Annotated in this window: 12 protein-coding genes; 1 reads left to right on the top strand and 11 read right to left on the bottom strand. The window is 56.9% G+C overall.

What is annotated here, in order from left to right; genetic code table 11:
• Positions 1 to 7: 7 nt before the first annotated feature.
• The 6 genes from WG938_RS02195 to WG938_RS02170 form a co-directional block, all read right to left on the bottom strand.
• A complete protein-coding gene (locus tag WG938_RS02195; protein ID WP_339977090.1) occupies positions 8 to 1,153 on the bottom strand; it encodes a phosphomevalonate kinase in 1,146 nt (381 codons plus the stop codon).
• Positions 1,153 to 2,166 carry a diphosphomevalonate decarboxylase gene (gene mvaD / locus WG938_RS02190; protein WP_339977088.1) on the bottom strand — a complete coding sequence of 338 codons (1,014 nt, stop codon included), beginning with the start codon at positions 2,164 to 2,166 and terminating at the stop codon, positions 1,153 to 1,155. The genes WG938_RS02195 and mvaD overlap by 1 nt, the downstream gene beginning before the upstream one ends.
• Positions 2,163 to 3,185, bottom strand: coding sequence for a mevalonate kinase (gene mvk / locus WG938_RS02185; RefSeq protein ID WP_339977087.1), 1,023 nt, complete (start codon positions 3,183 to 3,185; stop codon positions 2,163 to 2,165). Before mvk ends, mvaD begins: the two co-directional genes overlap by 4 nt.
• Entirely contained in the window at positions 3,185 to 3,889 is a 705-nt protein-coding gene (gene idi, locus WG938_RS02180) for an isopentenyl-diphosphate Delta-isomerase (protein WP_339977085.1), read from the bottom strand. Before idi ends, mvk begins: the two co-directional genes overlap by 1 nt.
• An 87-nt stretch (positions 3,890 to 3,976) precedes the next feature.
• Entirely contained in the window at positions 3,977 to 5,320 is a 1,344-nt protein-coding gene (glmM, locus tag WG938_RS02175; protein ID WP_339977083.1) for a phosphoglucosamine mutase, read from the bottom strand.
• A 119-nt stretch (positions 5,321 to 5,439) separates the two neighbouring features.
• Complete coding sequence (locus WG938_RS02170) at positions 5,440 to 7,167, bottom strand: VanW family protein (protein ID WP_445292875.1); 1,728 nt, start codon at positions 7,165 to 7,167, stop codon at positions 5,440 to 5,442.
• 138 nt (positions 7,168 to 7,305) lie between these two features.
• Between WG938_RS02170 and WG938_RS02165 the strand changes: the two genes are divergently transcribed.
• Positions 7,306 to 9,774: an excinuclease ABC subunit UvrA gene (locus tag WG938_RS02165; RefSeq protein ID WP_339977081.1), complete on the top strand. Its 2,469-nt coding sequence runs from the start codon at positions 7,306 to 7,308 to the stop codon at positions 9,772 to 9,774.
• A 359-nt stretch (positions 9,775 to 10,133) separates the two neighbouring features.
• Here WG938_RS02165 and rpsI read toward each other — a convergent pair whose 3' ends face one another.
• The 5 genes from rpsI to WG938_RS02140 all read right to left on the bottom strand — a co-directional run bounded on the left by rpsI (position 10,134) and on the right by WG938_RS02140 (position 13,530).
• The gene (gene rpsI / locus WG938_RS02160) at positions 10,134 to 10,700 is read right to left on the bottom strand and encodes a 30S ribosomal protein S9 (RefSeq protein ID WP_339977079.1); all 567 of its coding nucleotides are present in this window, start codon (positions 10,698 to 10,700) and stop codon (positions 10,134 to 10,136) included.
• Positions 10,697 to 11,140: a 50S ribosomal protein L13 gene (gene rplM, locus WG938_RS02155; protein ID WP_339978734.1), complete on the bottom strand. Its 444-nt coding sequence runs from the start codon at positions 11,138 to 11,140 to the stop codon at positions 10,697 to 10,699. The genes rpsI and rplM overlap by 4 nt, the downstream gene beginning before the upstream one ends.
• A gap of 337 nt (positions 11,141 to 11,477) precedes the next feature.
• Positions 11,478 to 11,768, bottom strand: coding sequence for a WXG100 family type VII secretion target (locus WG938_RS02150; RefSeq protein ID WP_339977077.1), 291 nt, complete (start codon positions 11,766 to 11,768; stop codon positions 11,478 to 11,480).
• Positions 11,769 to 11,859: 91 nt separating this feature from the next.
• The gene (locus tag WG938_RS02145) at positions 11,860 to 12,192 is read right to left on the bottom strand and encodes a WXG100 family type VII secretion target (RefSeq protein WP_339977075.1); all 333 of its coding nucleotides are present in this window, start codon (positions 12,190 to 12,192) and stop codon (positions 11,860 to 11,862) included.
• Positions 12,193 to 12,342: 150 nt separating this feature from the next.
• Positions 12,343 to 13,530 carry a type VII secretion-associated protein gene (locus WG938_RS02140; RefSeq protein WP_339977073.1) on the bottom strand — a complete coding sequence of 396 codons (1,188 nt, stop codon included), beginning with the start codon at positions 13,528 to 13,530 and terminating at the stop codon, positions 12,343 to 12,345.
• Positions 13,531 to 13,752: the final 222 nt, after the last annotated feature.

Genomic DNA, 13,752 nt, shown 5'->3' with positions numbered 1-13,752 from the left:
TTCGAGTCTATGCGTTTTCGCTGGCTGGCTTTATTTGACCAAGCGCAGTTCCTGAAAACCGTGGTGCAATGCTCAAAGCAAGTGGTTCGATACCAGCGTCGCACCACTGAGCCAGAATTGTGCCTGTGTCTGCGCCTGTCCCTGCCAACGCAATGCCGCAGTCGCCGCCACCTGCGCCCGAGCTCTTCCCCACAGCACCGTTATGCGCCGCAATATCAGCCAAACTCGCCAGCAATGGAGTCTCAATCTGCAAACCTTTGAGATCCGCATATCCCGCCAGCAGTTTCCGTGAGCATCGAATTTGCTCTTCGATTTGCTCCGTGTCACCTACACGAGCGGCTTCCCACAACTTCTTTGCGACGGTCGCACTCGCATCAACAAACTCCCGCACCTTCTCGTCGTGTGCGGACGTAGCATCAGCTGCATTTCGAGCTGCTTTCTCAGCAGCAGCCAGCTGCTCGTCCGTTTTCACAGGTGTGCCAGTCCATCCAACAAGAAAGTCCAGCCCTGCCAGGTCCTCTCGGCTGTCGAGAATCAATCCCGGCCAATTGGCGAAAACAGCACCAATGGGGTCCGCGTCGATAAGCTCCTGTGCGACATCGACATCCGGGCGCCGGTATAGCACTACTCCCCCGTGACTACTGCAGGCAATGTCCCCGGCAGAGCCTTTCGCTCCAGCGCGCACTGTCGCCACGTACGCGGCCTTGAAAACCTCTAGCGCTGACAATTCCACACCGTGTGCTGCTGTGACAGCACGAATGACAGCAACTGCAACTGCGCCAGAGGACCCAAGGCCATACTTTTTGCCAGTGACGGAGTCATCCAGGCCGGAGTCAATACGAATGTCGACGGCCTCCGCCACCGCACCTCGCGACTCAATAATCCCATAAGCAAGCTCAATGGCGCGTCCTGCAATATCAGTACCGTAGCTTCCCTTCCTGCCATCGCTAGCGCAGAAAAACTCACGGCCATCTGCACCGTAATAGGACGAGTAGATGCGACCGCGATCGTCGAAAAGCGAAGGAGTGACGGTTGCTGTGAGGAAACGATCAACACCCGCTAGAACAGCAAGTCCCTGCGGATCCATGACCGCGTACTCTCCGACGATGTAAAGCTTGCCGCAACCGCGACCGGTTGCGGTGGAAACTGCCATTAAGACACAACCTTCGCAGCCGGGCCGTGACCAGACACAAGCACGTCAATGCCATCGAACTCAGCGCGGAACCGCTGGGCAATCGCGTCTGCATCGGCTGGGCGACAAATGATCTTCACGTTCGGGCCGGCATCCATTGTGGCGTAACATTCGGTGCCTTCATCGCGAAGCGTTGCGACGAGATCCAAAGCAGCAACCGAATCAGCGTTCCAGTAACGCACTGGAGGCACTGCGCCCAACATCGTTGCGTGCATACGCATCGCGTTGGACTCTGCCAACGAGCCGACAGCGGTGAAATCTGCGTCAGCGATAGCCTTCTTCATCTGCTCAATCTCGCCAGGAACGTTCTCGACCCACGCTGGGAAGAATGGGGATGACTGCACGGTGTTTCGCATGGCTGCTCGGGAGTCAATCTTCTTACGTCCAGGGCTCAGCACAGCAACAACCAATGCCAATTCCAGACCTGACTCCGGGAGCTGCACGGCGTGAGAGGATGCGTCATCCTCGCCTGGCAGCCATTCAACCAATCCTCCATAGATGGAGCGGCAAGCAGATCCAGAACCACGGCGCGCGAGCGCAGACAACTGAGCTTCAGTCAGATCCAATCCGTATGCTGCCGTTGCAGCCAACGTCAAAGCTGCAAAACCGGAAGCAGATGATGCCAAGCCGGCGCCGGTCGGGATCTCATTCGTGGTGGTCACACGCGCGTATGGCAGCGAGTTGTCGCCTGCGCGCTCGCGTACGAGCTCCAAGAACTTCTGTACGCGAGACAAGTCCTTGCCGACCATCTCGTCATCATTCAATGTGCCAATGTCCTCGGACAACGACTCATCGAGTTCTACCGTCGTTGTGGTTGGCGCGATACCAAGAGTCAGCGACAAACTGCCCGTGGCGGGCAACTGCTGCGCTTCGTCGCGCTTACCCCAGTATTTAATCAGCGCAATATTCGGATGCGCTACTGCAGTTGCTGTGCCAGCGTCTGCAGCGCCAGCGACACGACCAGCGGTTGTCATGATGGGGAAACCTCCACAGTCCACGATGCCACTGCATTGGCATCCATCATTGCGTGACGAATCAACTCTGCCCGACCTGCACTATCCGTCAACGCGATAACGCAGCCACCACAGCCAGCACCAGTGAGTTTGGCGCCTGAAGCACCAGCGACGCGGGCAGCTGCAACCAGTTCAGTGATGGCCTCATGGCCCACACCAAGCTCATCCAATGCATCTTGGGCACGGTTCATACGGATACCGAGGCGGGCAATATCGCCCTTTCCGAGGTACCTCACGCATGCTTCGGTAAGCGCCCCGAGCTCGTCGAGAAGCTGGATGCCACGCACTTTCCGACTCTCGACGAATCCCCGTACCCGAGCAACAGCATCCGAGGTGGAACCTCGAACACCGGTGTCACCGATGATCAGCCACATTCGGCGGCCAACCGATACCGGCTCAAACTGTCCCTGTTTGAAGTAGACCGGACCAGGAGCTCGCGTGGCGGTGGCATCCAGACCAGATGGATTGCCATGAGCTACTCGCTCAGCGTCCTGAACCAGTTCGAAACGCTCACGATCAGTGAGTTCACCACCGGCGAAATCACGAATCGCGTCAATCACTGCATGCGCAACTGCAGCTGACCCTCCGAGTCCCGCAGCAGGTGGAATACCCGAACGCAGACGCACCAAAATATCCCGCTCTGGCAGCCCAAACTTCTTCAGCGCAACTTGGGTGGCTTTGCCTATCGACGCGTACCGCTCCGGCAACTCATCCAACGAAATGATGTCGCCATCCAGTGCAAAAAGAATCGGCGAATCCGGCTCAGCATCAATGCGAGCGACAGTGCGCAAGGTCGTGACAGGCACCGCAATGGCGGGGCGACCGTACACCACAGAATGCTCACCCATCAAGATCGCTTTAGCATGAGCCTCGCCCATCGCCGAACCTTGCTCAGTGGTTAGTGCATACCATTGCGCGGTATCCAGCTCGCTGTCATCGTCAGCGTGAAGGTCCGCGTAGGGGTCTTCCACGCTAGTCATTACTCGCCCACCTTCTTCACGGTGTCAGCAGCCGCCTGCTGAGCTTCTTCGGGACCATGAATTCCCGGTACGTTGTCGATATCGAAACCGAACTTCGAAAACTTTTCTGCACCAATGCCCCACACATGGTTGAACCACTGGGTCATTGGCTCATCGGCTCGTCGAGAAGCGAGTTCCTCCGGGGTTACGAACACGATCTCGTCTACTTCATCAGGGTTGAGATCAATGGTGTCCACGAGGACGCGCCCCACACACACATGGTTGTACTCGTGTTCGTACAAACCACTGCGGTCGTCTTCGACCTGATAGATGACAATGCCGAGCTCTTCGAGGTCAGCTACGTCCGCGCCCAGCTCTTCCTTCGCGCGACGACGAACGGCATCCACCACAGGCTCTCCAGGCAGGGGATGCGAGCACGTTGCGTTGGTCAACAGCAAAGGCGAATGGTACTTCGCAGCGGCACGACGCTGCAGCAGCATGCGACCTTCATCATCAAACAGGAACAACGAAAACGCACGGTGCAGCACACCTGGTGGCAGGTGGGCCTCCAGCTTTCCAGCGGTGCCCAACACGCGACCGTTCTCGTCGACAACCTCGACCTGAATGTCGGCCTCACCCGGGGCGAATCGCGACTCGACATCTGCGACAGTCAGCGGACGCTGATCATCTGAATGTGACGGGGCCATATCGGACCTCGCAGTCATAATGGATGCACCTCACGGGGAACACTCGTAGGAAACGTATTCAGATCTCGACTTTACGTTGCCGAGGACACACAGCGAAAAACTGAGTTACACCGACGCAACCACTGCGGCCAGTTCGCCAGCAATTTTGCGCGCAGTTTCCGCATCTCCCGCTTCCACCATCACGCGGAACAATTCCTCGGTGCCCGATGGTCGCAGCAGAACGCGACCCGTGCTACCCAGGCGCTCTTCGGCACTAGCGATAGCGACCTTGACCTCTTCCGAGCTCATGATGATGGACTTATCCGACACTGGAACGTTAATCAACGTCTGCGGCAGCACCTTCATTACCGATGCCAACTCCGCCAGCGTCTTGCCGGAACGAGCCATCCGCGACATCAGGTAGAGGCCAGTCAACGTGCCGTCGCCAGTTGTTGCGTGGTCAGGGATAACCACGTGGCCGGATTGCTCGCCACCCAACGAGTAGCCACCAGCGTTGAGGTCAGCGAGTACGTAACGGTCGCCCACCTTAGTCGTACGCAGCTTGATGCCCTGCTCTTCCATCGCCAGCTTCAGGCCGAGGTTACTCATGACCGTTGCTACGAGAGTGTTGTGATGCAGCAGGCCGTCTTCCTTCATAGCAACCGCGAGGATGGCCATAATCTGGTCACCATCGACAACGTTGCCTTCCGAGTCAACTGCCAAGCAGCGGTCAGCATCACCATCATGAGCAAGACCCAAGTCTGCGCCATGCTCAATGACTGCCTTACGCACGACATCGATATGCGTAGAACCACAATTGTCATTGATGTTGTACGAATTTGGAGTGTTGAAAATCGACACCACATCTGCGCCAGCAGCGGCATACGCCAGCGGAGCCGCCTGCGACGCTGCACCATTCGCACAGTCCACGACTACGCGCAGACCATCCAACGTGTTTGGTACTGCGCGGGACAAGTGGAACAGGTAGCGATCCAGCCCATCTGGAGCTTCCTCAATCACTCGTCCCACACCCGTACCGGTCGGCCCGGTCTCAGGCACAGATTCCAAAGCTCGCTCGATTTCCTTTTCGACGGCGTCGTCAAGCTTATTGCCCCCAGCCGAGAAGAACTTGATGCCGTTGTCCGGCATTGGGTTGTGAGATGCGGAAATCATGACACCCATGTCAGCGCCGTAATCATCCGTCAGGAATGCCACAGCAGGAGTTGGCAAGACACCAACTCGAAGCACATCGACGCCCTGCGACGCCATGCCGGCAGACAGCGCTGCGGCCAGCATCTCGCCGGAGACACGGGGGTCACGCCCCACGATCGCCAGCGGACGTCGCTTGGAAGGGTTCGAATCGCGCGTCAGCACTGTCGCGGCTGCAGCGCCCAAACGCAACGCCATCGGTGCGGTCAGAGCCTGATTAGCGAGACCTCGAACACCATCAGTTCCAAAGAGACGGCCCATATTCGCGATTAACTCCTGAGTAGACGAAAAGACAATTGAGGATGAAAGCTAGGGCTTATTCTGCCACTGCTTACAAAGAGCGCGGGGTAGGTACCCCTACCCCGCGCGTTAAAGGCCTGTTAGCCACACACAACAATCGGTTGCGGATCGTAGACGGTTGTCGTGGTCTCGCGAGAAATCTCTGAGCCATTCAAATCGCGGATGATCCTTGTATCCGATGTCGTAAAGCCGTCGGTACCGCTGGAAGCGATGCACTTGTCACCGCTCATATGCAGAGTCTCGGGGGACGAATGTCCCCACCGGCCACCATTAACAGACTCGACTTCAACAGTCTTGGTGCCCATCAAACGCACGGTCAGTGTTCCGTCGCCGACCCAAGCTTCGATGATGACAGGAGTCTTCGAGGTGTTCTTAAACTGCAGGTCGATTGCACCCTCGTACACTGTCGCTTCGCGGCCAGCTGGATAACGATCGATGTAGTAGCTGTGCGGAGTATGCGCGACATCTTCCATACCGGCGAAGTACGCGGCGTTATACAGCGTGGTTGCAAACTGGCTGATGCCACCACCAACAGCCTTGTCAGCGCGACCGTTCAAGATGATGCCACTTTCCACAAAGCCCTGCGCCGAACCACGTGGACCGGTGTAGCCATTCAGGCTGAACGTCTCGCCCGGCGCGACAAATGCACCGTTGACGATGTTTGCGGTCAAGGCGATATTCACACCAGATTCTGGGGAGAAACCGCCGGTCGTGAACTCGCCGATGACCTGGTCGAAGCGAGCCTGGTCGGCTTCTTCCGTCGTGTATTCGGCTGGCTCATCGATGTATACGGCTTCAAAGTCTCGAGGTGCATCACCGATCACGCGGTTTTCGAAGTCCGCCATGGTCTTCTTCCAGTCGATGGTCACACCATCAACGTGAGGCGTAACAGACTTTGCGCCCCCTACAACTGATACGACTGCGTTCTGCATCTCGGCCTCGGTACCTGCGAGGTTTTCGTTGAGAATCTTCTCCGCAGCTTCCGAGTTAACCTTCGGAGCGAGCTTGCCATCCTTTGGTTCGAAGGAAACGACCTCAGCCATCCGCTCTACTGGAATAATTCCGTCGATGCCGTCGCGCCCCTTGGCCACAATTGGCGCGGAGACTGCACGTGCGGCAGGTCCATCGGCCATTTCCTTGACCTGTGCTGCGTCGACCTTTGGACGCGCCTCAGTTGTGTCCACGGTGATTCCATCAGGCTGGAGCCAATGCATGGTCAGTTCGTCGCGAAGCTGCTGCGAATCAACGTTCTGTCCGATGATTGGGTCGACCGCATTGACCGTGCCTCCGTCAAGATTGACGTGACCGTCCACGGGCTTGATTGTCAGTTCGTTCTGGACACGATCGAGTTCTGTTTTGAACTTTCCAGGGTCAACATCGCTCTTCAAGTCGAGTTCACGCTCCGACAGGAAGCTCTTTACCCACGTCACCGGGTTCAGCGACTGCTTACCTGCCTGATCGACAGTCTCTTCCCAGTTGATGGAAAGCCCCGCAGCGGCTGGCTGCACCGTGGACTTCTGCTTTCCAGCAGTGACCGTCACTGGGCGGTCAAGGGAGGCCCCAAGCTCCTGCTCAAGCTTCGCTTGGGCTTCCGACGAACTCATGTTGCCAATTTGAACCCCGGCGACAGTTGCGCCACGCGGAACATTGTCCTTGTTCACGAAGTAGTCAATGCCAAAAGCCGCAAAAAACACGGCGACTAAGCCAAGGAGCACCCCAGAAGTTACCTTCAGGGCCTTCTTCTGAGCCGATGCCGAGCCGCCAGCAGACGACTTGGGCTTACGGTGTTTTGAATTCGAAGCAGACACAGAACAACACTCTACTACCTGCACGGATATTTACGAACGTTATTTAACAAGGTGTAACTTTTGGCGCTCCCCCACAATCGAAACGCACGGGTGCGCACCTTGCTAACGCCAATCCGTCAGTTCGACTAGAACTGAACTATGCATCCTGCTGACAACCACAACACCATTCGTGTTCGTGGCGCCCGCGTGAATAACCTCCGCAACATCAATGTAGATATCCCTAAGCGCCGACTCACTGTTGTCACCGGCGTCTCTGGCTCAGGCAAAAGCTCCCTTGTCTTCGGCACCATCGCTGCCGAGTCTCAGCGCATGATCAACGAAACATACAGCGCATTCGTGCAAGGTTTCATGCCATCGCAGCAACGCCCTGATGTCGATGTCCTCGATGGCCTCACCACTGCCATTGTCGTCGACCAGGAAAGGCTTGGTGCCGATCCTCGTTCGACCGTCGGTACCGCAACCGATGCTGGCGCACTCCTCCGTATCCTCTTCAGTCGCCTCGCAACACCGCATATCGGCGGCCCCAAGGCCTACTCCTTCAACGTCGCATCCGCGTCGGGAGTCGGTTCGATGAAGAAAGCAGACGGCACCCGCGAACGCCGCGAGTTCAGCGTCACCGGCGGCATGTGCGTCCGGTGTGAGGGACGTGGCACTGTCTCCGATTTCGATCTCACCGCTCTTTACGACGAATCGTTGTCTCTCTCCGACGGCTCCATCCAAGTTCCTGGATATTCCATGGACGGCTGGTACGGGCGTATCTTCGCTGGTTCTGGGTTCTTCGACATGGACAAGCCCGTCGGAAAGTTCTCCCAGCAGGAGCTCGATGACTTGTTATATCGCGAGCCCACGAAGATCAAGGCAGACGGCATCAATGTCACGTATGAGGGTTTGATCCCCAAAATTCAAAAGTCGATGTTGACCAAGGACGTCGAGGCGATGCAGCCACATGTCCGAAGGTTCGTCGAAAAGGCAGTTGTCTTCACTCCGTGTCCAGATTGTGGTGGCACTCGGTTGAATGAGGGCGCTCGAACGTCGAGGATTACGGGCGCGGATGGGGTGCCACGCAGTATTGCGGACTGCAACGCGATGCAGCTGACGGATTTGGCAGCGTGGGTGCATGCTCTTCGCGACGAGTCGACGGCAAGCTCTGTCGCACCGGTGTTGGAATCGTTGTCAGAGATCATGGCCTCGTTTGTGACCATTGGCCTCGGGTATCTGTCGCTGTCGCGTGCTGTGGGCACGCTGTCAGGTGGTGAATCGCAGCGTGTGAAGATGGTTCGGCATCTCGGCTCTGCGCTCACTGACGTGACGTACGTCTTTGATGAACCAAGCATCGGCCTCCACCCGCATGACATTCAGCAGATGAATCAGCTCTTGCTGCAGCTCCGCGATAAGGGCAACACCGTGCTGGTGGTGGAGCACAAGCCAGAAATGATTTCGATTGCTGATCACGCCATCGATATTGGGCCACTCGCGGGAACTGGGGGTGGCGAGATCATGTATGAGGGCGATGTCGCAGGGCTGCGCAAGGCGGACACCGTCACCGGCCGTAGTTTCTCCGAAAAAGTCGAGATTAAGAGCGACTTCCGTTCCCCCACTGGGAAGCTCGAACTTCGTGGAGCGTCCGCCAACAATCTCGACAATGTTGATGTCGACTTCCCTACTGGGGTTCTTACTGTTCTGACTGGCGTCGCTGGTTCGGGTAAGTCGTCGCTGGTGGGCGAGCTCGTCGCGAAGCATCCAGACATGACGTATGTGGATCAGACTCCGATCAAGGGTTCGCGGCGCTCTAATCCGGCGACATACACCGGCCTGTTGGAGCCAATCCGAAAGGCATTTGCCAAGGCCAATGGCGTAAAGCCGGCAATGTTTAGCCCGAATTCCGCGGGTGCATGCCCGACGTGTAAGGGTGCCGGCGTGGTGTATGCGGAGCTCGGTTTCATGTCCACCATTGCTAATACTTGCGATGACTGTGGTGGCAAGCGCTTCTTACCGGAGGTCCTTGAGTACACATTTGGTGGTCGTACCATTGCCGATGTGCTGGAGATGTCAGTTGCGCAGGCTCGCGAGTTTTTCGGTGGTGAATCCGAGGCGGGCAAGGATGCGCGGATTCCTGCCGCGCACAAGATTCTGCTTCGGCTTGACGACGTCGGCCTTGGTTACCTCACTCTCGGACAGCAGCTGCCGACGTTGTCTGGCGGTGAACGTCAGCGTCTGAAGTTGGCATCGCAGATGGGTGCCAAAGATGCGAAGTTCTTCGTGCTTGACGAGCCAACAACAGGGTTGCACTTGTCTGATGTTCGGAAGCTGTTGGGGTTGCTGGATCGGTTGGTGGACTCGGGGGCGACGGTGCTGGTTATTGAGCATCATCAGGCGGTGATGGCGCATGCGGATTGGATCATCGACATGGGGCCGGGCGCTGGCCATGATGGTGGCCGAGTCGTATTTGAGGGGACGCCGGCGCAGTTGATTGCAGGCAGTGCTGGTCCGGGTGGCGGGGCTAGTCCGGGTGGCGAGGCTGGCCTCGCTGCCGCGACCGACAGTCTTGGAATTGCCTTGCCTACGACAATCACTGGCCAGTACTTACGCGAATACGTGGGTGGATAGGGCGGATATGTGAGCGGATAGCGGTTCGCTCTGGAACAGTCGGGACTGTCGTATACCGCCGGTGCTGCCCAGTGGCCACCACCTGCTGTGCGCTGGCCACCACCTGCTTTTTCTCACCTATGACCGTGTAGGCAACAATTCCGGGTCGATTTCGGCTGTTTTTGTTGCAGGCTCGGTCATAGGTCGCTACGGAACCCATAAAACACAAAAAGACTCATAAAGCACGAGAAGACGTTCCAGGCCGCTTGCATCCCCGGCCATACAAAACACCCCCACCTGCGAGAATCCGCAGTGTGGGGGTGTTCTGTGATGCTGTGTAGCAGTACAGCGGTATCCCGCTGTACTGCTGTAAGCAGTCTTTAGCGCTTGGAGTACTGAGGTGCGCGACGTGCCTTGTGGAGACCAGCCTTCTTACGCTCAACCGCACGTGCGTCACGGGTGAGGAAGCCAGCCTTCTTGAGGGTGCCACGCTCTTCTGGGTTGTACTCGTTCAGTGCACGAGCAATTGCCAAACGCATTGCGCCAGCCTGACCGGATGGGCCACCACCGTTGATGTTGGCCTTGATGTCGAACTGGTTCTCACGCTCGAGCAGTACCAGTGGGTCCTTGATTTCCTGCTGGTGCAGCTTGTTCGGGAAGTAATCCTCGAGTTCGCGGCCGTTGCAGACAATCTTGCCGGTACCCTGAACGACGGTGACGCGAGCGATTGCGCGCTTACGACGACCGACGGTCTGGATTGGGCGGTCCAGGACGATTGGAGCCGCAGCTGGTGCTTCTGCCTCAGCTGGTGCTTCCTCTGCTACTGCGTCGCCGATGGAAGAGGTGAGCTCTTCGGTGGCAGCTGCAGCGGCAGCCTGAACGTCGTCGTAGCTAGCTTCGGTAGCTTCTACGTTCTGGTTTTCGTTGGTGTCCTGTGGGTTGGTCACTGTGCCACCGCCTTGATCTCGTAGGTTTCAGGCTTCTTGTCGGCGAATGGGTGCTCTGCGCCGGTGAAGACGTGGAGCTTCTTGACAGACTGACGCGACAGCTTGGTGTGCGGCATCATGCCTTCGATAGCTTCCTTGACAACGCGATCCGAGTGCAGCTCGAGGGAGCGGCCCAGGGTCATCGACTTGAGGCCACCTGGGAAACCAGAGTGACGGTAACGCATTTCACGGTCCCGCTTGTTAGAGGAGACGTGTACCTTATCAGCGTTGATGATGATGACGTGATCGCCGCAGTCAACGTTTGGGGCGTAGTAAGCCTTGCCCTTGCCGCGCAGCAGATCAGCCGAGTGGGTAGCCAGACGGCCGAGCACAACATCGGTAGCGTCGATGACGTACCACTTGCGCTCGATGTCACCGTCCTTCGGATGGAATGTAGACAACATGACTCCTTACGGGTCCGTTTAAAACTTTGCCAGCCAATTTGTGCGACAACTGTCCGCCCTCGGCGGCCGGTGGGGACCCGAGGCAGTTGGTTCGCGGTGTAGTTTCTCGCCGTTGCTTTCGCTTTACGACGGTGCCTCTACATCACGTCCGCACACACAAGTTGAATATCTTACTGGCCAGACCCGCCATAACAAAACTGCCGACATAGCACCCAGGACGCAAAAGGGCGCCGGGGATACTGCGTATATGGCAGCGACTCCCCTGCGCCTCTTTCATTACTTCTTCCATGGCAATCTTCCATGGCTAATTGCCGTTCAGTCGCTGGCTTTCTTTCTAGCCACCCCAGCTTGCAGCTGCACGACGGTTGATGTCCGACATCGTGGCACCACCTTCAGAAACTGCGCTAGCAATCGTCTCTAGAATCGTGTTCAATTCTGCAGCTGCATCATCCCACTGCTTCTGGGATGCCTGGTAAGCCTCTGCCGAATCACCATCCCATGTGGCAACCATTGGCTCGATTCGAGCCTTCAAGTCACTGAGCAAGGTACCGATGCTCGTTGATGTAGTTCGGATATCATCCGCAGCGGTAGCAATGCCACCGAATCCGTAATGAATGTGATCCATCGTCAAATCCCCCTATTGTTCGATGAACTGAGCTGTGCTTAGCGCTCAACCAAAAGATTATGTATTAGAGCTGCAACGTCCTTGCCCGGATCTACAGGTTCAACATCCCGCCGCCCTGAGCAGCAATGCGATTCATTGTCTCCGCTCCCGCGGCTTCGCCTTCATCAAAGCCCCGTGAGTTATCACGAATGTTGTTTGCAATATCGCTTAACGCTGTGGAGAGATTCGATGCTGCAGCATCCCATCGCACCATCAAGTCATCGAACGATGCCTTAGCTTTACCCCGCCAATCCGCGCCAAGATCCTCTGCAATTCCCCTCAATCGAGCCAGCTGGCCACCGACTTCCTCATTGACCGCGTCTACATCCGCCGCAGTTGCATTCATTTGAGATGTTTCAGCTGACAGAATGCCACTACCGTCCATTGCTTTCCCCCTTAATAATCGACGAATACGTATGTCACAGCTTCAAACTCGCAAAAGCGACTTTCATTTGCTGTCACCCATACTGACGCGGAACCGCCCCGTTCGGTTCCACACTTTCGTCCCGTGTTGCCACTTCCTTCCTGTCATTGATCACAAGACTCCAACCGTTTCGACTACCCGATCACACGTCGGACGCAGCTCAGGAATTGCCGGATCTCGGAACTGGCAACCGACAGATACTTGTTTCCCTTTCATAAGGCGGTGATGCCACACCACCACCGCCCCATCTGCAGGCCACTCCTGATGCGTCACGACGTCGACATCCTTCACCACCGTCGACTCCACTGCCCGCACCGTCGAATCGGTCAACGCATGGTCACGTAGCCCGACTGCTACGTCGTCAAGAGTGACGCTAGGAGCAACATCACCAGCGGTAATAAGCACGCGCATAGGGCCACCGCTAACCGCAATCAAACGGCCGTCAACAGTCGAGTCGATTCTCCAACCAGTTGGAAAAAGCGCTCGAACTCCAGCGCCTTCGAGCATGATTTCGTTAACAGGCTCGGGCGTTTGGGAACTGTTAGTACTCGGGTGCTGCGAAGACTGATGGCCCGGCGGTTGCGAGTGCGATTCGACTAGTGGCTGAGACTGCGTCGGCATTTCCTGTCGCTGCAGCGGCGAATCAACACGCGCCTCATGGTGCGAAGCTTGAAGATCAGGCTGATCAGGTCGAGGTGATGCAAAGATAATGCCAACCGCAGCGACCATAGCCATAATGCCAGCTACTACTCCGACACCAGCCAAGATGCGACGTTCCACACTTCTGGGCTCATTTTGGCCAGGTTCCGACTCGGAAAGTTTCTCACCTACTGTTTCATAGCCAACTGTGGCTCTAGTGATTTCCACCGATTCCGCGGAATCCGCGTTGTCCGCGTTGTCCGCAGTTTCGATAACCCCAGCCTGCTCGGCGTTGGCATATTGTTCGAGTTCACCTGCTTTTGCCATCACCTCACTGCTCGGCACCGGGTATGCCAAGGCACCTCGGCGTCGAAGATCAGCAACCAGCGGGCTGCCATTTCCCTCGGCAACAATGAACTCCATCGAACTGATGTCACAGAATTCTTCTGCCGGATTACGAAGGTTGAGATGCAGTGGGACGTCGCAAAGCTGAGCTCCGAGAGCGATGGTGAGCTCGGTGAGAAGCTCCGGAGTCGAAGCGCTGGCGCGGTCAGTGAGAATTGCGGAGATGATGCGTTCTTCGTAATCGATGTGACTGACGCAGAGACGGGTTCGTTCAACCTCGACAAGCACGGTGTGAGGTACACGAGGTGGCTCCATCGCTAGAAGCGTTTCGCCTAAATCAACAATCCGAACATCTGCTGTGCCAGCGCAACGCGCCGACAAGATGTCACTGAGAATGCTCTTCCTTGTGTGCCCCCAGTAACTCGGCGCCACAGCAACGGAAGGCGCAACACCTTGTTCTTCGAGCCGCCTCGCAACTACTCTCGCCCATTCTGCCGGTGGTGGCGCACCTGGGCCCCACAGTTGTAGAACATTGTG

Origin of the sequence: Corynebacterium sp. H113, assembly GCF_037572315.1 — a bacterium.
Taxonomy (GTDB): domain Bacteria; phylum Actinomycetota; class Actinomycetes; order Mycobacteriales; family Mycobacteriaceae; genus Corynebacterium.
The sequence above is the reverse complement of the archived record's forward strand: the minus strand, read 5'-3'. Positions and strand labels throughout refer to the sequence as shown.